This window comes from Pedobacter sp. UYP1, from assembly GCF_040547305.1.
Taxonomy (GTDB): domain Bacteria; phylum Bacteroidota; class Bacteroidia; order Sphingobacteriales; family Sphingobacteriaceae; genus Pedobacter.
In genome coordinates, this window is record NZ_JBEPPL010000009.1 from 110,928 (window position 1) to 135,082 (window position 24,155).

The following is a 24,155-nucleotide window of genomic DNA, read 5'->3' on the forward strand; positions in this document are numbered from 1 at the left end:
GTGGGTATCTTTTAATATGAAAAGATAAATTTTAATTAGATTTTTTATTTCCTTAATGTTTCAATAAATGAAAGACAATAACTATACTGGATTCGAGATTGCTGTTGTTGGAATGTCTTGCAGGTTTCCTGGAGCTTCTAACGTTGATGAGTTTTGGGAGAATCTCAAAGGTGGTGTGGATTCAATTTCAAGATTTTCTGATGATGAACTCAGACAATATGGTATATCTGAAGAAGATTTATCAGATCCTAACTATGTAAAGGCTAAGGGAATTATAGAAAATGCGAATTTCTTTGATGCATCATTTTTCGGACTCACTCCAACTGAAGCGAATACACTTGACCCTCAGATACGGATTTTTTTGCAGTGTGCCTACCATGCTCTAGAAGATGCTGGTTATCATTTTGGAAAGGAAAAAAATAATGTTGGGGTTTTTGTTGGAGCGACTCCAAGTATATACTGGCAGGCAGATCATTTGCGAAAAACCGGACACCAGTTTTCCGAACGATTTTCATCAATGTTGTTAACAGATAAGGATTTTATAAATTCGAGGGTTTCTTATTTGATGAATTTACATGGACCAAGCAGCTCTATCTATACTGCATGTTCTACTTCATTGGTAACTATAGATACAGCGCTGCAAAGTTTGTTAACGGGTAAGTGTGACATTGCATTGGCAGGTGGGGTTTCTCTTTCCTTACCTTATAAATCTGGATATACCTATAATTCTGCAATGATGATGTCTAAAGAGGGGAGTATTTTCCCATTTGACTCAGAGGCAACTGGTACTGTTTGGGGTGATGGGGCAGGGGTTGTGATCTTGAAACGCCTGGAGGATGCTTTGAAAGAAGGTGACAATATCCATGCAGTTATTAAAGGAATTGCCACAAATAACGATGGAAACAGAAAAGTAGGATTTACCGCATATAGTGCTAAAGGACAAGTTGAGGTGATTCGAAATGCACATTCGATGGCAGAAGTTACACCCGGAAGTATCAGCTATATTGAAGGGCATGGAAGTGCTACACCGTTAGGAGACAAAATTGAGATAGGTGCTTTAATGGAAGTTTTTCAGGGCGCTGGGGAAGATTACAGTTGTGCATTAGGTAGTGTAAAGGCTAATTTAAGCAACCTTAATGTCGCATCTGGCATGGCAGGTTTAATAAAAGTTTGCTTGATGCTAAAGCATGCTCAAATCCCACCTAGCGTAAATTTTAAATCTCCAAATTCAAAATTAGCAGAATCAGGTAACCTTTTTCGCGTACATGAAAAGTTAACCCCCTGGGAAAATACTGAATTTCCGCTTCGGGCAGGAATTAGTTCTTTTGGAATTGGAGGAACTAATGTTCACATGGTAGTGGAAAAAGCCCCATTCAATCAAAAAACTTTTTTTGATGACAGGAATCAACTGATTTGCCTTTCAGCAAAAACACCATCAGGATTAAATAGACTTTCGCATAATTTGTCGGACTTCATCGCAAAAAATGAATCGGAATTGGATATCGATAGTTTGGCTTTTACCTTACAAACAGGAAGAGAACATTTTCAGCACAGAAGATTTTTAGTTGCTGAAGAACTTGAAAAATTAACACAGGATCTTGCTAAAGAATACGAGTCTGATATGATCAGAGATTCTTTTCCAATTATTGCGGTGTTTTCTGGGATAAAAAATCTGCACCTCAATTTTGCAAAAGATCTGTATAGCCATGAGGTATATTTTAGAGATGCACTGGACAATTGTTTCCGAATTTTAAATGAGTTTACCGGCAGGGATTTTAAATCAATTATTTATGGTGAAAATGAGTCTGTGCTTTTGCAGGATTCTCAAATTCTTCAAGGTCTGGATTTTTCGTTTCAATATGCTTTGGGAACGCTGCTTAATTCTTTGGAGATCAAACCAGATTATATGGTCGGTTATGGAATTGGAGAATATGTAGCTGCATGCTTTGCAGGTGTTTTTAGTCTTAAAGATGCACTTGAAATATTAATAGAAAGAGATCGTCTGCTTAATTCTTCTGTTGCAGATTTGGAAGTGGCTTTGCCTGTATTATCTGATGAAATAGGAGCGCCCTTAAAAGGAAATGAAGCAGGATTGTCATTTGATTTGTCTTCGAAGATGGAACAGGTTAGCGAACAATTTAAAGAAATACTTTCCAGGTATGATTTAAAGAAAGCTAATACCCCTATGGTATCAGGCCATACAGGAACATGGTGTGAAGAATTCGTTTATCAGCCTGAGTATTGGGTTAAACATTTATCGGAAACGATAAGGCCAGCAGAAAGTCTGGATACTTTGACGGCTAGTAGCCCAAATGCTGTATTTCTTAATATAGGAACTGGAGATCATCTTAGCTTGTATGAACAACAGCTTAATGATTCAAAGGATCATTTAAAGTTTATTGAAGTTTTAAAAAACGAAAGTTCGGCTTTAATCACGCATACCTTTTTCCTTAGGGCCATCGGAATGCTTTGGAGTTATGGAGGGATTGTTGACTGGAACGCTTACCATTATAGCAATCCTAAGCAGAAAGCCTCCTTACCAACCTATCCATTTGAAGAAAGCTCTTTTAGTCTCCAAATAAGTAAATCGAAAGAAAACCCTTTTAATACAACGAATTTTTTAAGGAATGATGAGCTATCTTCCTGGTTTTACATTCCGTCGTGGAAAAGAATCCCTCAAATAATAAGTACTGATAATCTTAAACAGAAAACTCAAAATCTACTGATTTTTGGTGGCGAAGAGTTTGAGGCTGTGCAGAATTTTTTGGACCCTTATTTTGACACTGTAATCGTTGTTTCTTACGCGGAGCATTTTGAACGAATTAATGCAAATCAATATGAACTTAATTATGATGATAAGGATGATTTACTGAAATTATTCTGGCATTTAAGAACTGAAAAAATCGGTATAGATGCAATCTTTGATTTGACTGATTTTCACGTTGAAGTTGCTGTTGACGATAAAAAGCTGATCCGGACTGTTAACTTGGTTCAAGCTGTTTATGAAACTGGTTTTGATCAAACTCAAATTGAATATGTGGCGGTATGTAGTCAGATGTTTTCTATTTTCGGTGAAGAAAGAACGGACTTGTTTGGCGGGGGGATCCTTTCTGCTATCCATAGTATTCCTAAAGAGTATCCCAATATCAATTGTCGTTTAATTGAAGTAGATGATAAGGCCTATGGAACAAATACCCAGCTTTTTTTTAAACAAATAATTAAGGAATTTAAGGCTGGTTCCAAAGATAAAATAGTTGCTTATCGTGGATTAAACAGATGGGCCCAAACTGTAGAATCTTATCCGATTCTTTTGCAGGATTCGGGTGAATCGCGTATAAAAGACTGGGGTACTTATCTAGTTATTGATGGTGCCGGTGAAGCAGGTTTTACAATTGCGGAAGGTTTATTAAAAAGTAACAGATTAAATATCATACTGGTTGGGTTTTCGGATATACCTGAGCAGGAAGAATGGGCAGATTGGTTGGAGAATTATGGGCCTGAACATGCGATCAGCAAGAAAATAACCAAAATTTCTAAGTTGAGAAAAGAGGAAGGTAACTTATTGATCATTCATGCAGATATAACCTCAAAAACTCAAATGTCAGCTGTTTTTGAAAAAGTTAAATTAGATTTTGAGCAGATTAATGGTGTTTTTTATGTGAATGATCAAATCACGAAACGTGATCAGACCACTAAATGTGAGCTGGTCAGTAAGCGTGATCAGGGCCTGATCAGTGACAAAACACAGAATCAATTAAATGATGAGATTTTACTGAAAACTGAAGAATTGTTTCATTTACAGCAACTTGTAAAGAATGAGTTGGTAGAATTTGTGATAGTGGTATCTTCTTTTACTACAGTTTTGGGAGGACCTGGTATGGTCAGCGAAATGGCAATCAAGCATTTCATTGATTCATTAGTGCTGGACGAAAATAAACGAATGGACAATCCTGCTAAGTGGATGACTTTAAATTTGAGTTATGATACAGTAGAAAAGGTCAGTTTCCAAGAGAACTCACTATTAACGTCATCTGCATTAAAAAGTGGAATTCTAAACAGTTTTATTACTGGTGATGAGGGGGATGAAGTCTTTAAAAGAATATTATTGGTGAATAATGAGGAAAGTCATATTATGATTTCTCCTGTTGATTTGCCATCTCTTATAGAAGAGTCTGTAAATCCATATCATGAGGATATTGCGGAAGAATTACAGCTTACTGTAAAAAATACCCGGCCTGTTTTAGCAACACCATATGTAGCACCAGGTTCAGATTTAGAACAAAAATTAGTAGAAATATGGGAAGAAATACTCGGATATACCCCAATTGGCATTCGGGACGATTTTTTCCAGCTTGGCGGAGACTCGTTAAGTATGATCAGATTGATTTCCAGAATTCATAAATTTTTGCGTGTGCAAATCTGTTTGCAAGACGCTTTTGAAAATAAAAATATCAGTATGCAGGCGGCGCTTATATTGGCTGCTCCAAAAGTAAGTTTTGTTCATATAAAATCCGCTCCGGTAAAGGTTTATTATCCGCAATCCAGTATCCAAAGGAGGATATTTATTTTGGATCAAATGAATCCTGGAATGACTGCTTATAATGTTCCTATAGTTTTTAAGGTTATAGGAGAGCTTAATATTGAATTATGCGAAAATGTTTTTAAGGAAATAATTAACAGGCATGAAACTTTAAGAACCTCATTTCATTTGTTAAATGAAGAGCCAGTTCAAAGGATTCATAAGCATGTTAACTTTAAAGTAGAATACATCCAAAATGAGACAGAAAGTTTAGACCAGCTAATTAATGGTTTCATTCGGGGCTTTGACCTGAGTACACCCGCTTTAATCAGAGTGGGATTGAAAACAGAGGAAGAAGGAATGGCTCACATGATCATAGATATGCATCATATTGTTACTGATGGAGTTTCTTATGTGAATATAATTCAGGAGTTTATGGCACTTTGCAATAATCAAAAATTGGAACCTTTAAAGGTCCAATATAAAGATTATGTAGAATGGCAGCAGAATGGGGAAAGAGAAAGTCAATTGAAAGAGCAAGAGGCATTTTGGCTTAATCAGTTTGAAAGTATCCCGGATATCCCGAATATCCCAACCGATTTTTCGAGACCTCAGCTTAATAGTTTTCAGGGTGCTACAGTAACTTTTGATTTCAACGCGCAGGAAAGTGAAGAGTTAAGAAAAGTTTGTGAAAAACAAGAGGTTACCATGTACACGTTGTTACTGAGTGCTTTGAATGTACTGGTTTCAAAATTATCTGGTCAGGAAGATATCACAATTGGTACTTCTACAGCTGGTCGTCAGCATATGGATATTGAAAGATTGATAGGCGTCTTTATTAATACGCTGGCGCTTCGGAATGCTCCGAAAGGTGAGCAGAGCTTTGTAGAATTCCTTAATCAGGTGAAAGATAATGTGCTGCAATGTTTTGCTAATCAAGATTATTCTTATGAGCAGCTGATAGGAGAATTGGATTTGAAACAAGATTTAAGTCATAATCCTCTATTCGATATCATGTTCGAATACTATAATTTTAATTTGTCGGAATTCGAATCTGAAGACATGCATTTGTCACATGTTGAACATGCAAATACGAGTTCGAAATTAGATTTGTCATTCCGTGTTCTGGAGAAAGAAAACAATTATGTTTTTCATCTGGATTATAGAACAGATCTGTTTAAAAAAGAAACTATTGAAAGATTCGTAGCCTACTATAAGAATATTTTGAAAGCAGTAGTACAAAATATTGAAGTTGGCCTATGTGATATTGATATTCTGACTGTTAAAGAAAAAGAGCTGTTAATGAATCAGTATAATGATACTGCATTACCCTATTTAAGAGACACAAATCTGATCGCTCTATTTGAACATGAAGTGAAATTACATCCAGACCGGATCGCTGTAAGTGATGGGAAGAAAGAACTTACTTATAAGGAGTTAAATGAACAAGCTAATAAAGTAGCCAATTATCTGATCGCTGAGCGTATTGTGCCTGGAAATATAGTAGGCTTGCTGTTTGAGCGTTCGTTAAATATGATTGTGAGTATTCTAGGCGTATTAAAAGCAGGCGGTGGTTATTTACCAATAGATCCAAGCCTTCCTGAACAACGCATCAGCTATATGTTGAATCATAGCAGGGCTGCTTTCTTGCTATCGCAAAATGAATTCTTGGAAATGCATACTGCCTACCTTCCAACTCAAGCAATTGATTCATCTAAAATAGAGCTTCAAAGTGTCGCAAATTCCGGGATTGAAATTCAGCCTGCTGATCTGGCTTATTGCATATTTACTTCGGGTTCCAGCGGTAATCCAAAAGGGGTGATGATGAATCATCGGAGTGTAATCAATTTGGTGAAGGGACTGGAAGAAAAAGTTTATAGGGCTTATGAAGATAAGATTTTAAAAGTTGCGCTATTGGCTTCATTTTCTTTTGATGCCTCGGTACAACAAATCTATGGTAGTTTATTGCAAGGACATAGTTTGTACATTGCTGATGACGAAAGCCGTCGTGATGGGGCGAAATTAAGATCCTTCTATGAAAGAAATAATATTGATATCTCTGATGGTACTCCGACTCATCTCCGGCTGTTGCTTGATGCTTTAGGTGAAAATACTTCAGTGGGTAATTTTTCATCATGGATATTAGCAGGAGAGACCTTACCAAAAGAATTTGTTAAAGAATTTTATAGCAAGGTAGGCGATAAAGTACAACTGTATAATTTTTATGGTCCGACTGAGACCTGTGTCGATTCAACAAGTTACAAAGTTGATAGAGATTGTCTGGAAGATTATCCTTTTATACCTATAGGAAAGCCTTTGCCAAATGAACGCATCTATATTACAGATACTCACGGTGGTTTGGTGCCAACAGGTGTGATCGGTGAGTTATGTATTGCTGGAGATGGCCTTGCAAAAGGTTATGTCGGGGACCAAACAACTAGTTCAGAAAAATTCCGTAGCGGATGGGTTATAGGCGAAGAGAGAGTCTATCGTACAGGTGATATGGCCAGATGGCTGCCAGATGGAAATCTGGAATATCGCGGCAGGATAGATAATCAGGTGAAATTAAGGGGGTATCGTATAGAATTATCGGAGATAGAGCATCACTTAAGCACACATGCCGAAATCAATCATTGTGTGGTAGAATTTAAAGCCTATGAACATGAAAAATGTTTAGTCGCTTACTATGAGTCGGCTGCCGAGTTACAGGTTTCTGATCTTCGGTATCATTTAGCTCAGCGTCTGCCAGATTACATGATACCATCTTATTATATGCAGATGGATCAATTACCTTTTACTGCCAACGGCAAGATAGATCGGAATGCACTGCCTGACTATGAGTTAAAAGTTGCAGGTAATTATACTCCTCCTACTACTGAAACCGAAGAAAAGCTGGTTAAGATTTGGGCAGATGTGCTCAAACGAGATGTCGCTACGATTGGCATCAATAATAACTTTTTTGATTTAGGCGGGCAGTCTTTAAAATTGGTGTTTTTAGCAAACAGAATACGCGAAACATTTAAACTATCCATAAGTTTAATCAAACTTACCTCTCTGAAAGATATCCAGGAGTTGGCAAAAGAAATAAATTCTGGTATTGAGGGTGATTATTTTAAGATTCAAAAAGCAGGTGAAATGGATTTTTATCCGCTGTCTTCTGCTCAGAAACAGTTTTATTTTTTAAATCAGCTCAATAAAAATTCAACTGTCTATAATCAACCTCAGGCCTTTACAATTAATGGCCTGCTGGAAAGGGAAAAAATCAGGGATATTTTCCATCAGATAATTGAGCGTCATGAGATTTTCAGGACACGCATTCAATTAGTAAATGATTTGCCGGTACAATATGTTTTAGAAGAAGCGACTTTTGAATTGGAATATTTTAATTCTTCCTTAGAAAAGAGTGCGGAAATCATTAAAGAATTTATTCGCCCATTTGATTTGCATACGGCTCCGCTATTACGGGCCGGCCTTATTCGTATTGATGAAGAAAGACATATTTTAATCACTGACAGACATCATATCGTTTCAGATGGAGTTAGTTTGGGAATCTTTCTTCGTGATTTTATTTCTCTATACCAGGGAAAGGAACTTTCTCCGATTGAATTGCAATATAGAGATTATGCTGCATGGCAGGAAAGTGAAATCTATCAAAAGAATCTGGCAAGCCAAAAACATTTCTGGAATGGTGTGTTTGCAACACCGCCTTCAATACTTGCTTTACAAACAGATTACGAACGTCCGGTTATACCTACCTATCATGGTGCTCAAATTGATTTTGTTTTTGAGTTAGCACAAACCAAAATATTAAACAATTTGGCAAAGTCCCTGGGGGTTACCTTATTTTCTGTAGTTCTTGGGATTTTTAAGATCCTTCTATATAAAGTTACAGGGCAAAAAGATTTAATCATAGGTACTCCTGTTTCGGGTCGGAGGGATACGGAGATTGAAGATATTATGGGGGTTTTTATTAACATGTTAGCCCTGAGAAATGATGTTGAAGATCATGGCAATTTATACGATTTTCTAAAACAAGTTCATCAAAGCGTTATCCTGGGCTTAGAACATCAGGATTATCCTTATGAAAAGTTAATCAATGACCTGGGTATTGCGAGAGATTTTAATCGCAATAGCCTGTTCGATGTGATGTTTGTATACAAAAATGAAGAGCCACTAGAACTAAAATTGCAGGATCTTGAACTTAAAACATATGTGCTTGATTCGAACACTTCACAAATGGATTTGATTTTGCATGTGAATGCTACTGAAAACGAGATCCAATTAGGTTTTCAATATGCAACGGATTTGTTCCAGCGATCGACCGTTGAAAATTTTGTTAAATATTTTAAGCAGATAACTGATCAGGTAATTTTAAATATCCCTATTGCAGCTATAAGCCTGCTGGGAGTTGACGAAATCAATCAATTAAGAAGGTTCAATACCTCTGAAATCTCGTTTGAGATCAAAGAGAATATTGTGGAATCATTTGAAAAACAGGTTCTGATGTTTCCGGACAGATACGCAGTGGTATACAATGGATTAAATCTAAGTTATAAAGAGCTGAATGAACAGAGCAATAAACTTGCTGCATATCTTGTGAATCAAGGTGTAGTAAAGGGGGATATTGTAGGCCTGTTGCTGGATAGGTCTTCAGATATAATCATAGGGATATTGGGAATACTGAAAAGTGGTGCGGCTTATTTGCCTATTGATTTCAAGTTGCCTTTTGAAAGGATTAACTATATGCTGGAATCCTGCAATTCCAAATTGTTATTGGGACATAAAGAACATCTGGATAGATTTAAGGAGGTAATAGCCATACATGATATTAATGATTCTTCCATTAAAGTACAGGAGAATTATAATTTAAGTATTCAGCGCAATTCGTCTGATCTGGCCTATTGTATTTTTACTTCAGGTTCAACAGGGGCTCCCAAAGGCGTGTTAATGGAAGATGGCAGTGTAGTGAATTTAGCAGAAGGATTATCAGCTACTGTCTATAAAGGCCTTGATTCTGGACTAAGTGTGGGATTAATAGCTGCTTATAGCTTTGATGCTTCATGTCAGCAAATATTCGGTGCATTATTGAATGGTCATAGCCTGTATATCTGTCAGGAAAATGAACGGATGGATGGAAACGAGTTGTATAACTTTTATAAAAAACACAGGATTAATGTAAGTGATGGTACTCCAACACATTTTAGTATGTTTCTGAGAAGTCTTAAAGGGAAGATAGAATTGCCAGATTTTAGAGTTTGGTTATTAGCAGGAGAAGCTTTACCAAAGGAGCTTGTGCAGGAATTCTATACCTGCTCACTGACAGAAAACATGACATTGTATAATTTGTACGGACCTACTGAAACCTGTGTGGATTCTACTTATTATCGGATAGACCCTGCAGATTTAGATAAATTTAAAGCAATACCAATTGGCCGCCCATTGCCAAATGAAAGGATCTACATAGTCGATGAGTTGGGTAATTCTGTTCCGCAAGGTGTTATTGGTGAACTTTGTATAGCTGGAGCTGGTCTTGCCCGTGGTTATGTAGGGAATGGCATTGAGAACAGGAAGTTTATAGCAAACTGGATAGAGGGAGAAGAGCGGGTTTATAGAAGTGGAGATTTGGCATATTGGCTTCCAGATGGTAATATAGCTTATAAAGGCCGGATTGATAACCAGATTAAACTGCGCGGATATCGCATTGAGCCTGGGGAAATTGAATATGCACTATCATCTCACGAAGCTGTATTAGAGGGAGTTGTTTCCTTGAAAAATATAGAAGGAGAAAGTTATTTATCAGCATATTATCTAGCTGAACAAAAATTAGATGGTGAGTTGCTCAGAGAATATCTAAGCCGTATTCTTCCTGAATACATGGTTCCTTCATTTTATGTCCAGTTAGAAAAGATGCCTTTAACAACTAATGGCAAGCTGGACAAAGATGCATTACCAATTCCAGACAGGGTGAATAAGGAGCTGTATGTAGGTGCATCTTCCAAAACAGAAAGAGAAGTAATCGGGATTTGGGCAGAGGTATTGAAGATTGACCCATCAGCTATTAGTATTACGCAAAGTTTTTTACAGTTAGGAGGAAATTCGCTTATGGCAATTCAAATAGCCAATAAAATAAAAAGAGAATTTAACATAGAAATAAAACTCGTAGAGATTTTTCAAAAAAATACAGTTGTACAACAGGCAAATTTTATTGATGCGTCTGTATGGATAAATGAAGCAGATCCATTACCAAAAATGGGTAACAGGGAAATTAATATTTAATGCTGATTTCCTTAACACAGTCCAATTTTTAATCTAATTAATATTGTTAATATGACCTATAATTCTAACATAATTGCTGAACTATCATTACAACAGGCCCGGTATTTAAAACGTGATAAAGGAGTAGCGCTTTTTATGAGAGTTGAGTTAGAAATGAATAATGCTGATGTCGCTGCATTAGAAAAAGCCGTAGCATTTTTTGTAAAAAGACATGAAAGCCTGAGGACTATTTTTCCATTGATTGATGGTGAATTAAAACAAGTAATTCTCCCAGCTGATGAGAGATTCGCTTTAGAATTTATTGATACTAATACATTGCATAAATCTTATGAAGAAATCAGGGCTGAGTATTTTGAAAATGCAGGAGTATGGTTTGTTGATAAGCAAAAAGATCCGCTAACCAAGTTTTTCTTGTTTAAGTTAGAAGGGGAGAAATATATGTTTCTTTTTTTAGTGGACCACATTAGTTGTGATGACTGGTCAATGGAAAAGATCATCAAGAAAGAACTCATGATGTTCTATCAATGCTATAGCGGTGGAGGTGAGCCAGATATTCAGCCATTGAAGGCGCAATTAAGAGACTATGCCGAACAGCGGAAAACGTGGATCAGTGAAAAAGGAGAAGAATTAAAAAGATATTGGAAAGCCAAAACATCAGGCTATGATTATATTTTTAATATAAGTGATTTTTATGATGGGTATTTTTTAAGAAATAAGCAGAGATTATTAGCAGAAAAAACAATTGAGAAAGTAGAGACTCAAAAGGAATTATTCGCAATATATGATCATCCCCAGGCGCTTTTATACACAACTAAAATTTCTGGTCAGCACTTTAATGCCATCACAGCATTTGCAAAAAATAATAACTGTACCATATCAGCTATTATCTATGCAAGTTTGTCCATTTTATTACATTCTTATACTGGTAAACGTAAAATATTGATTGCAGCTATTATCGCTGACAGATTTGTTTCTGAAAACCAGCTGATCATAGGGAATTTACTTGGCGAAGCTTATTTCACAGGAGATTTTTCTGACCGTTTGGTTATTAATGATGTGATCGACCAAACATTTTATGATATACTTACCAATTGCCAAAACCTGATTATCAATTATGACTATCTGGATTTGGATAGGGCAGAGCTTCGGGCGAGTTGCGATATGGTGGTAAATTATATTAAATATTATGAAAACCTGCCAGACATTACAGCGATACAGGAAAGGCATATTGATACAGATATTAACCATTATCCTTTAAAAAATACGGCGTGCGAATATGACAACGGTTTTATTTTGTACTGGAAGTATAACAAGCTTCTGTTTGATAAAGAACTAATAGAAGATATCATAGAATGCCATCAAAATATTCTTCATTTTATGATTAAGAATGATGATAGAACGATAGGAGAGCTAAAGAACTATCTGAAGGCGAAAGCCACTATTACCATATAATTTTTAGATAACAAGATCTTGCTATCTATCGCTTACAGCTGTTTTTCTACTAGAGAAAAAAAAAGCTGAAAAAGAAATCCAAAAGAACCACATTTCAAAATATACTGATTTTCAATCTACATTCCTATACCTATGCAACAAAGCCTGGAAGAACTGTTATTAAAACTTAAAAAGCTTGATATAAGCATTAAAATTGTTGACGAGAACCTGAAAATAACGGTTCCTGAAGATTTTGACAATCCTGATGTTATTTTAGAATTGAAAAACAAAAAGAGTCTTATAATCGATTATTTAAATAATTCAAGGGAATCAAATAGGACCACAGCACAGATACCAAAAGCTATTGATAAAGAATATTACCCATTAGCTTCCTCCCAGTTAAGATTATTTCTGTTAAACCAGATAGATAAGTCTTCTTTAGCTTATAATCAAACCGGGGTTTTAAAGATAGATGGCGCAGTGAGTTATGAAAAACTTACTCATGTTTTTAAATCGCTAATAGAGCGGCACGAATGTTTCCGAACGAGTTTTAGCTTAGATCAATATAATAAACCACATCTGAAAGTGATGACCGATGTCCATTTTGAGATTGAACATCTTATAATGGAGTCTGATATGGAATCCCTCATCCATAAATTCATCAGAACTTTTGATTTAAAGAATCCACCTTTACTTCGGGTTGGAGTAGTTCAGGTGAACGATACACATTTCATTTTGCTAGACATGCACCATATTGCTTCTGATGGTATGTCTCTGCAAATATTAATGAAGGAATTTTCTCAGCTCTACAGAGGGAATAAATTACCGGCATTAAAAAGGCAATATAAAGATTATTCTGAGTGGCTCTCAAGCAATGAATACCAAATTTCTGTGCAAAGCCAAAAGGAATTCTGGATCCGGGAGTTTGCTATAGATTATAGTCCTTTAGAGTTGCCTTATGATTTCCCAAGACCAAAAGAAAAGACATTTGAGGGGCGCGTAGCAAAATTTAATATGTCTGATAAAGAAAGGCTTGCGTTAAATGAAATCAGCAAGAAATATAATACAACTCTCTATAGCATATTATTAGGGGTTTATGGTATACTATTATCAAAACTTAGTGGAAATGCTGATATAGTTATTGGTACGTTGGTGGCTGGAAGAAAGCATGATGATCTGGAAGGTATAGTGGGAATGTTTGCTAAAACATTGGCGTTGCCGATAAGTCTGAATGATGATTCGGGATTTAACATTTATATACAACAACTGCACGAAAGATTGCTCAATTGTCTTGATAACGATGATTATCCATATGAAGAGTTAATAAACGATTTACGTATAGAGCGTGACCGTAGTCGTAATCCATTATTTGATTGTTTATTTGTATTACAGAATATCAGACAAGAGTCTTTTGAAATTGAAGATACAAATATCGAAAGATTCCAGTTTGAGTCAACAACTGCTAAGTTTGATCTTACCTTAGAAGCAACTGAAGATGCTGCTGGATTAAGCTTTGACCTGGAATATTCTACTGATCTTTTTACAGCTGCTACGATTGAAAGATTTATTGGTTTCTACAAAGTGTTGTTGCAACAAGTTATAGAAAACCAGGAAATATCTTTATCTGGCCTATCATTGCTTTCAAAATCGGAGGGAAATGATATTATAAAACTTAATAATGTTGAAGAAATTTCATATCCAAAGGATTGTACTGTTGTTGATCTATTTGAAAGACAAGTACAAAAAAGTCCGGATTCGATTGCGGTTGTTTATGAAGGAGATAGTCTGACCTATGCTGAGCTAAATAATCTGTCAAATATTCTGGCCAATGAATTACGGTCAAAGGGTATAGGCAGAGATGATATTGTAGGTCTTTTTACAGATAAAAATCTGTACACGGTTGTGGGTATGTTAGGGATATTGAAATCTGGGGGGTGTTATTTACCTCTGGATCCAAGCTATCCTGAAGGCCGGATAAATTATATGCTGGAGGACAGTAAAATAACGATCCTGGTTACTGATGCAAAACATGAAGCTACCCTGGCGAATAACATTCGAAAGATCTTATTAGAAGATATTACAGGAGCAGCTCAGGAAGTACCGGATCCAGCCAGGATCAATGCGCCTGCAGACTTATGTTATATCATTTATACCTCTGGAACTACAGGTAATCCTAAAGGGGTTATGATTGAGCATGAGAACGTAGTACGGTTACTATATAACGATGGATTTCAGTTTGATTTCGGAGAAAATGATGTCTGGACTATGTTTCATAGTCATTGCTTTGATTTTAGTGTATGGGAAATGTATGGCGCATTATTATATGGTGGTAAAGTGATCGTCATTCCACAATCCGTTGCAAGAGACCCTGCTCAATATATACAGGTGCTTAAACAGCACAAGGTGACGGTATTAAACCAAACCCCGACATCGTTCAATAACCTGATAGAAGAAATTGGCAGGAAAGACGTAGAATTAAAAGATTTGCGCTATGTTATTTTTGGAGGAGAAGCTTTGGTTCCTTCGAAGTTGAAATCCTGGCAACAGCAGTACCCTGACGTGCTATTGGTCAATATGTACGGAATTACTGAAGTGACTGTCCATGCCACTTATAAAGAGATAGGAAAAAAGGAGATCGACGATAATATATGTGATATTGGTAAACCGATTCCAACCACATCATTGTATGTATTGGACAAAAATAAAAAGCTGGTTCCACAAGGTATAACTGGTGAGATCTATGTAGGAGGAGCGGGAATAAGCAGGGGATACCTGAATAATGAGGCATTAACCCGAACCCGCTTTTTTGATAATCCTTATCGTAAAGGAGAGCGCTTTTATCGTTCTGGAGATTTAGGCCGGTTATTGGAAAATGGCGATCTGGAATATCTGGGAAGAATAGATGACCAGGTACAGTTAAAGGGTTTTAGAATAGAATTGAAAGAAATAGAGCATCAGCTGCTTCGACACGAATCTATCAGTAATGCTTTAGTGATCAAGCGGGATTCAGAGGATGGGCATCCTTATTTATGTGCTTACTATATAGCAGATGAGATTTTGGAGATCTCTGTTCTTCGCTCACATCTGGGAGAACATTTGCCGAATTATATGATTCCGTCCTATTTTATTAAAATGGATGAATTTCCATCGACTGTTAACAACAAAATAGCGATTTCAAAATTACCTGCACCAGATAAGGAATTGTCAGCAGGAAGTTATGTGGCTCCGAGTACAGACGAAGAATCTTTAATGGCCAAAATTTGGGAAGAAGTATTGGGCATGAAACCAATTGGTATCCGGGATAATTATTTTAGTTTGGGAGGGGACTCCCTCAAGGCGATCGGATTAATTTTCAATATCAATAACGAGCTGCATACCTCATTGACCATCGCAGATCTGTATTCTTATCAAACCATAGAGGATTTGGCTGTAAGAGTAACAGATTCGAAAAAAGATGAGGAAAGCGAGCGGATATTTGAAGCAGCACGACAAGAACTTCAGTTGTTCCAGGAGACCTATAAACGGGAATACAATTTTCTGGATTCGTATGCACAAGTGTACCCAATGAACGGGGTGGAAAAAGGGATGGTTTTCCTCTCTTTAAAAGCTAAAGCCCGTAATATTCATGAAATTGTTTATCACGAGCAAAATATATATGATTGTCCGGTTAAGGATTTTGATTTCGGCCTGTTTAAAAATGCTGTGGATTTAATGATTGCAAAACATACAACCTTACGTAAGGTCTATGATTTGGAACACTTTGCTCATATCATTATGAAGGAGGCGGATCCTGAAGTTAATTTTATAGATATCCGTCACCTTGATAAGAAAGATCAGGAGTTGTTTGTAGAGAATAAACTGTTGGAAGAAAAGATGAGAATGACTAACCTTTCATTTTCGTTATTGTGGCGTATAAACATGATAAAGGTTAGGGATGATTTTCAGTATTTACTGTTCGATTTTCATCATTCCCTATTCGATGGCTGGAGTTTATCATCATTCCTGACGGAATTATTAAATATATATTCCATTTTATCTAAAGATAAGGCCTTTGTTCCACAACCTTTACAAAGCACTTATGAAGATCAGATTATTGGAGAATTAGCAGCCGCAAAGCGTGAAGCTTCTATTCAATATTGGAAAGAAGAGCTGGATGGTTATACCCGTTTTGAATTGCCATCTACCGGAGCAGCACATGAATTCAGAAAAGAGTGGTCTGATTTTGGGAAAGATTTTAGAATTGAATTGGAGCAAGTGGCATTACAATATAATACAAGCTTTAAGCACTTGTGTTTTGCCGCTTATATTTACACTTTGAACATGCTAAGTTATGAGGACGACATCACAGTTGGTGTAGTCACCAATAACAGACCATTGACTCCTGATGGGGACAGAATACTGGGGTGCTTTTTAAATACCATTCCTTTCAGAGCAAAGATTGCAGAGGGCTTAACCTGGGGAGGCTATATTGACTATATAGAGAACAAACTCAGAAAATTAAAATATCACGAAAAAGTTCCTTTTTATAAAATATTAGAACTTACAGATGAACCATCAGGTCAGAATAATCCTGTTTTTGATGTTGCTTTTAATTACACAGATTTTAGAATTTATGAGGAGATAGAAGAAGTCGAATCATTAATAAAACCAGAAGAATTTAAAGCATCGGGTTTTTATCTGAATAATAATACAAGTATAGATTTTCATATCTATGCCGATAACAATGATTTTCACCTGACCCTGACACATTCGGCCGCTGTTTTTAACGAAGAGCAGATAGGTAAACTTGCTGGTTATTTTAAATCAGTCCTGAACCAGTTTGTAAATAATGCCGATAAAACGCTGGACAAAAATTCAATATTGCCAGAAGCAGATAAAGCAAAATTACTAGAGGCAACTTCACTTATTGATATTGCTTATCCAAAGGATTGTACGATTGTTGATTTATTTGAAAGACAGGTGAAAAATCGTCCGGATTCAATTGCGGTTGTTTATGAAGGAGATAGTCTAACCTATGCTGAGCTAAATAATCTGTCAAATATTCTGGCCAATGAACTACGGTCAAAGGGCATAGGCAGAGATGATATTGTGGGGCTTTTTACAGACAAAAATCTGTACACAATTGTTGGTATGTTAGGAATATTGAAATCCGGGGGCTGTTATTTGCCTTTGGATCCAAGTTATCCTGAAGGCCGGATAAATTATATGCTGGAGGACAGTAAAATAACGATCCTGGTTACTGATACTAAACATGAGACTGCCCTGGCGAACACCATTCAAAAAATATTATTAGAAGATATTACAGGAGCAGCTCAGGAAGTACCGGATCCAGCCAGGATCAATGCGCCTGCAGACTTATGTTACATCATTTATACCTCTGGAACTACAGGTAATCCTAAAGGAGTTATGATTGAGCATGAGAACGTAGTAAGGCTGCTGTGTAATGATGCGTTTCAATATAATTTCGGAGAAAATGATGTCTGGACTATGTTCCATAGTCACTGCTTTGATGTGAGTGTATGGGAAATGTATGGCGCGTTATTCTATGGCGGTAAAGTGGTCATCATTCCACAATCCGTTGCAAGAGACCCTGCTCAATATATAGAGGTGCTTAAGCAGCATAAGGTGACTGTATTAAACCAAACTCCAACAGCATTCAATAGCCTGATGGAGGAGATAGGCCGGAAAGATGTAGAATTACGCGATTTGCGCTATGTTATTTTTGCAGGAGAGGCGCTAACTCCATTAAAATTGAAGTCGTGGCAACAGCAGTACCCTGATGTGATATTGGTCAATATGTATGGAATCACTGAAGTGACTGTTCATACCACTTATAAAGAGATCGGGAAAAAGGAGATCGACGAAAACATAAGTGTTATCGGTAAGCCTATTCCAACAACATCATTGTATATATTGGACAAAAATAAAAAGCTGGTTCCACAAGGTATAACTGGTGAGATCTACGTAGGAGGAGTGGGGATAGGCAGGGGGTATCTGAATAATGAGGTGTTAACAAAAAGCCGTTTTTCTGAAAATCCTTACCGCGAAGGAGGACGTTTTTATCGTTCCGGAGATCTGGGTCGTTTACTGGAAAATGGAGAGCTGGAATATTTAGGACGAATAGATAATCAGGTGCAATTAAAGGGCTTCAGGATCGAATTAAGGGAAATAGAGCATCAGCTGCTTCGCTACGAATCCATCAGTAATGCTTTAGTGATCAAGCGGGATTCAGAGGATGGACATCCTTATTTATGTGCTTATTATATAGCAGATGAGGCTTTGGAGGTCTCTGTTCTTCGCTCACATCTGGGAGAACATTTACCAGCTTATATGATTCCATCCTATTTTATAAAAATGGAAGAATTTCCATCGACCGTTAACAATAAAATAGCGATTTCAAAATTACCTGCACCAGACAAGGAGTTATCTGGAGGAAACTATGTGGCTCCAGTCACAGAAGATGAGTCGTTAATGTCCCAGATCTGGGAAGAAGTATTGGGCATGAAACCAATTGGTATCCGGGATAATTATTTTAGTCTGGGAGGGGATTCCCTCAAGGCGATCGGATTAATTTTTAATATCAATAATAAGCTCAATACCTCGCTGACCATTGCAGATTTGTATTCCTATCAAACGGTAGAAGAGTTGACACTGAGAGTGCTGGATTCGAAAAAAGATGAGGAAAGCGAGCGGATATTTGAAGCGGCACGGCAAGAGCTTCAGCTATTTCAGGAGACCTATAAACTGGAACACAATTTTCTGGATTCTTATGAACAAGTCTACCCGATGAACGGAGTAGAAAAAGGGATGGTTTTTGAATACCTGAAAACTACTCCAGAAAATATTCATGAAATTATCTATCATGAGCAGAATATGTATGATTATCCTGCTAAGGATTTTGATTTTGGATTGTTTGAAAACGCTATGGATTTAATGATCGCAAAACATACGACCTTGCGTAAGGTATATGATTTAGATTGCTTCGCTCATGTTATTATGAAGGAGATAGACCCTGAAATTAATTTTATCGATATACGCCATCTGGATAAGAAAGATCAGGAACTCTTTATAGCGAATAAAATGCTGGAAGAGAAGATGAGAATGACGAGTATGTCATTTTCGTTATTGTGGCGTATAAATATCATAAAGATTAGGGATGATTTTCAATATTTGCTATTTGATTTTCATCATTCCCTGTTCGACGGCTGGAGTTTATCATCATTCCTGACCGAATTATTAAATATGTACACGATTTTATCTAAAGACAGGACTTTCGTGCCACAACGTTTACAAAGCACTTATGAAGATCAGATTGTCGGAGAATTGGCTGCGGCGAAACATGAAGCATCCATTCAATATTGGAAAGAAGAGCTGGATGGTTACACCCGGTTTGAATTGCCATCTACCGGAGCAACACATGAGTTTATAACTGATGTATTTGAATTAGGTCTTGCCTATAGAAATGAATTGGAGGAAGTGGCATCAAGATATAATACGAGTTTTAAACATTTGTGTTTTGCCGCATATATTTACACGCTGAACATGCTAAGTTATGAGGATGACATCACGGTCGGTGTAGTCACTAATAATAGGCCTTTGACTCCTGATGGAGAAAAATTACTCGGTTGTTTTTTAAATACCATTCCTTTCAGAGCAAAGATTCCAGAAGGCTTAACCTGGGGAGGCTATATTGACTTTATAGAAAACAAACTCAGAAAACTAAAGTACCACGAAAGAGTTCCTTTTTATAAGATATTAGAGCTTACAGAAGAACCATCAGGTCAGAATAATCCAGTTTTTGATGTTGTTTTTAACTATTTGGACTTTAAAATATTTGAAGAGCGTGATGACTATGATGCGACTATAGATTTAGAAGAAGACTCAATGTCTGAATTTTATCTTAATGAACATTTTCCTATTGGCTTCCACATTGAAGCGCATGAGCTTAAGCAAGGACGCGGAAGTGTTTATAATAAAAGTTTCAGGTTGTTGTTAAGATACTCAAAAGCCATCTTTAGTGAAAAACAAACAAAGAGAATGGCAGATCATTTTAAAGCGATTCTGGATCAGTTTTTACATCACGAAGCAGAACTGGTAGCTAAAGAGACAATAACGCTGATCGAACACGAGGACTATGCATTATTAAGAGAATTTAATGCAACAGATGTAACCTATGAAAGTGCTAAAACAGTATTAGATTTATTCTCAGAACAGGTTCATCGTACTCCAGAAAATATTGCAGCTGTTTTTGAGGATAAAAAACTAAATTATAGTGAATTAGATCACATTTCAAATCAGTTGTCACATCTTTTGATAGAAAAAGGGGTTGTAAGTGATTCTTTAGTTCCGATATGTTTAGATCAGTCAATCGAAATGATTATTGGGATTTTAGGAATTTTGAAAGCCGGCGGCGCCTATGTTCCTATAGATCCAAAGTATCCGCAAAACCGGATAAATTATGTATTGGAAGATACAAAACCAGTAGTTGTACTTACTTCAAGCAACTATCAACATTTGTTTAACGATATAGCCGCTGTAAATCTTGATGATACATCTATATATGAGCAATGGCCTGCATCTTCTGCGAATGTAAGTATACCAGAAGAATCTCTGGCCTATGTTATTTATACTTCTGGTACTACTGGTATTCCCAAAGGAGTGATGAACCAGCACGATGGTATTTATAACCGGTTGTTGTGGATGCGGAGTTATTTAAATGTAACAACGGCCGATGTTATCTTACAAAAAACAACTTTTTGTTTTGATGTCTCTGTATGGGAATTACTGCTTCCTTTAATCACTGGATCCAGAATGGTATTTATAATACCTGAAGGCAATAAAGACCCGGCTTATTTATGGAATTTAATTTGTACCGAAAACATCTCTATAACACATTTCGTACCTTCCATGTTATCGGCATTTCTATCAACTTTTAAAGCTGCTGAAAGCAATAGCTTGCGCGCAGTTGTAGCGAGTGGAGAAGAATTGAAATTAGCCGTGGTCAAAGATTTTAAGGCTATTTTCCCAGACGTTAAACTGTATAATTTATACGGACCTACAGAGGCTGCGATAGATGTCACAGCAGTAGAGCTTAGCGCTTATGAAGCAAGGGTTACTATAGGAAAGCCTGTAGCAAACACGCAAATCTATTTCGTTGACAATAAGAATAATATTCAGGCTACCGGAGTTTGTGGTGAGCTGTTAATTGGCGGCGTTCAAGTATCCAGGGGATATTTGAATAAATCAGAATTGACATCACAAAAGTTTATAGATAATCCATTTGATAAAAATGATAAGTATAAGCTGTATAAAACAGGAGATATAGGCCGCTGGCTTTCTGACGGAAGTATAGAGTTGTTAGGTAGAATAGATGATCAGATAAAGATCAGGGGATTCAGGGTGGAGCTTGGAGAAATTCAGAATCAGTTGCTCAATTACCCCGGCATTAGCGAATCAATCGTATTATATCAACAGAGCAAAGGAAATCATTTTCTGGTAGGATATTATGTTTCAAAATTCGAACTAAGTGCTTTAGAATTGCAGAATCACTTAAGAAAATATTTACCGGATTATATGGTGCCATCAGCATATCTGCGTTTAGATGTTCTTCCTTTAACTGCGAATGGAAAAGTCAATAAGGCTAACCTTCCGCTACCTGAATTACTAGCAGAACGTGAGTTCATTGCTCCTTCAAATGACTTAGAAGAAACCCTGGCAGCAATTTGGTCTGAGGTACTCGGTTTGGAAAAAGAAAAGATCAGTGTTAATAGTAGCTTTTTTGATTTAGGTGGCCATTCCCTGCTTGCGGTGCTTTTGGTGAATAAGATAAATCAGGTATTTGATATGAATATATCATTCCGGACTTTCTTTAAAGATCCATACATACAAGGAGTAGCGTCATACATAGCATCAGTGAAAGTAGAAAGTATCAACGAAGTATAACTTATAAAATTTAATCTGCAATGACCAAAATCAAACTATTCTGTTTCCCCTATGCCGGTGGATCAGCTCAGGTATATCACCACTGGATAAAGAGTTTAAACCCAGCGATAGAAGTATTACCTATTGAGTTGTCTGGCCGGGGAACAAGATTTAATGAACCTTTGTATAAAGATTTTGAGGAACTCGTGAATGACGTTTTCCATCAAATATATAATGATGTAGTCCATACTCCATATGCATTTTTCGGACATAGTCTTGGTGCATTAATCGCTTTCGAACTCGTTCAGAAAATAGGAATTAATAACCTTCCGGATCCAAAACATGTATTCTACTCTGGGAAAAGTGCACCACATATAGAGAATAAAAAGAAAGTTGTCTATCATTTATTGGATACCGAGGATTTTAAGAAGGAAATAATACAACTGGGAGGGACCCCGGCCGGAATTTTCGAACATATAGAATTTGAGAAATTATTTCTTCCGCTATTAAGGAATGATTTCAAATTGGCGGAAACTTATGATTTTAAGAAAGATAAAAGACTCTATAATGGAGAAATAACCGTTTTACTGGGAAAAAAGGATGATTTGACTGCTCAACAATGTCATGAATGGAGTAAAACCACTACAAACATTTGTAATATTATATATTTCAATGGAGGTCATTTTTTTATTCACAATGAAAATGAAAAGATTTTTGATATTATTAACCATACCTTAATTCAATAGCTTCTAAGGTTGAATTTTTTATCTCCATCACCTGATTATGTGCAATATTTAGCTGGATTTAAAGGAGGAATACATCTGGTTTCTATGTTCCTCCAAACCCAATATTCAATTGAAGGTAGTAGCGTTTAAGTCTGTATAATTGATGACTTAATCTTAGTGAAAAATTATTCTCCCGGTATTTGTATTGTTAAAAAAAATAAGTCAAATATTTTGACTTTTATTGTAACCATATCCACTTTGATATTGTCTATTTAAATATGTCCATGGACGAAGAACATAAAATTATAATGCGTATAATCAAAGGAGATGCTAACGCATTTTCACGATTAGTGGATAAATATCAGAATTTGATTTTTCATATTACTAAAAAGATCGTCCCAGAACAGATGGACGCAGAAGATGTGTGTCAGGAAGTGTTCGTGAAAATTCATAAAAGTATTGGGACTTTTAAGTATGAATCAAAATTGTCTACATGGATCGCAAGAATAACGTATTTTACAGCCCTCAATTATTTAAAGAAAAGTAAAAGAGATTTTACTGAAGACTATCCTGAGAATTTTTGGAATCTTGAAACAGATCAGGACGACCCGGAGGAATTATTAGTTAAAAAAAGTACTGCAGAATATGTTAACAAGCTGATCGATCAGTTACCGGAAAATTACCGGGTGGTATTGACATTATATCATTTAGAAGAATTTTCAATTGAAGAAATTAATGAAACTACAGGCATGCCGCATGGCACTATAAAAAATTACTTATTTCGGGCGCGTAAGATGCTCAAGGATAAAATTACACATCAATTAAAAGAGGATTATGAAGAAAGATGAAGATTTTAGAATTCAGGAAATTCTTGACAAAAAAATGAGAGGGATAGACGACGGTTCCTGTGAAATGCTGAATGTAGAAGATTTAAAGGCTTATGAATTAATTTATGACCAATTAGCTAAGGAGCCCGTTGAGCATCTTTCTATTTCATTTAAGGCAAATGTCTTAAGACGTATCGAAATGGAAAAGAAAAAAACGAGTGATATTATGTTTTATTGGCTATTGGGGGTTGTCTCTTTGATTGGTGTTCTGACCATGTTTTCAATTTTCTTTGTTTTTAAAGATGCCTTTGCACCCGCTTGGAATATTATTGACAGGTTCAAAGGATTTATTGTTCTTGGAATAGTGGGTATAATTGCATTTAATCTGGTAGAGAGAAAGTTAAATAAGATCAATATTTAAACGTGTCCGATTTACTTTTGTAATTGCTCCTGTTT

General features: G+C 36.4%; 6 protein-coding genes. All 6 read left to right on the top strand.

Annotated elements, in window-relative coordinates; genetic code table 11:
- Nucleotides 1-67 precede the first annotated feature (67 nt).
- A complete protein-coding gene (locus ABIB30_RS17660; protein ID WP_354304275.1) occupies nt 68-10,795 on the top strand; it encodes a type I polyketide synthase in 10,728 nt (3,575 codons plus the stop codon).
- Between the two features lie 51 nt (nt 10,796-10,846).
- On the top strand, nt 10,847-12,247 hold the full coding sequence (locus tag ABIB30_RS17665) for a condensation domain-containing protein (protein WP_354304277.1): 1,401 nt from the start codon (nt 10,847-10,849) through the stop codon (nt 12,245-12,247).
- 132 nt (nt 12,248-12,379) lie between these two features.
- On the top strand, nt 12,380-22,168 hold the full coding sequence (locus ABIB30_RS17670; protein WP_354304278.1) for a non-ribosomal peptide synthetase: 9,789 nt from the start codon (nt 12,380-12,382) through the stop codon (nt 22,166-22,168).
- Nucleotides 22,169-22,188: 20 nt separating this feature from the next.
- The gene (locus ABIB30_RS17675) at nt 22,189-22,893 is read left to right on the top strand and encodes a thioesterase II family protein (RefSeq protein WP_354304279.1); all 705 of its coding nucleotides are present in this window, start codon (nt 22,189-22,191) and stop codon (nt 22,891-22,893) included.
- 263 nt (nt 22,894-23,156) lie between these two features.
- Nucleotides 23,157-23,720, top strand: coding sequence for an RNA polymerase sigma factor (locus ABIB30_RS17680; RefSeq protein ID WP_354304281.1), 564 nt, complete (start codon nt 23,157-23,159; stop codon nt 23,718-23,720).
- On the top strand, nt 23,707-24,120 hold the full coding sequence (locus ABIB30_RS17685) for a hypothetical protein (RefSeq protein ID WP_354304282.1): 414 nt from the start codon (nt 23,707-23,709) through the stop codon (nt 24,118-24,120). The genes ABIB30_RS17680 and ABIB30_RS17685 overlap by 14 nt, the downstream gene beginning before the upstream one ends.
- Nucleotides 24,121-24,155: the final 35 nt, after the last annotated feature.

Coding starts and splice junctions, on each gene's coding strand:
- ABIB30_RS17660 (WP_354304275.1), top strand. CDS start 68: ATGAAAGACAATAACTATACTGGATTCGAGATTGCTGTTGTTGGAATG.
- ABIB30_RS17680 (WP_354304281.1), top strand. CDS start 23,157: ATGGACGAAGAACATAAAATTATAATGCGTATAATCAAAGGAGATGCT.
- ABIB30_RS17670 (WP_354304278.1), top strand. CDS start 12,380: ATGCAACAAAGCCTGGAAGAACTGTTATTAAAACTTAAAAAGCTTGAT.
- ABIB30_RS17665 (WP_354304277.1), top strand. CDS start 10,847: ATGACCTATAATTCTAACATAATTGCTGAACTATCATTACAACAGGCC.
- ABIB30_RS17675 (WP_354304279.1), top strand. CDS start 22,189: ATGACCAAAATCAAACTATTCTGTTTCCCCTATGCCGGTGGATCAGCT.
- ABIB30_RS17685 (WP_354304282.1), top strand. CDS start 23,707: ATGAAGAAAGATGAAGATTTTAGAATTCAGGAAATTCTTGACAAAAAA.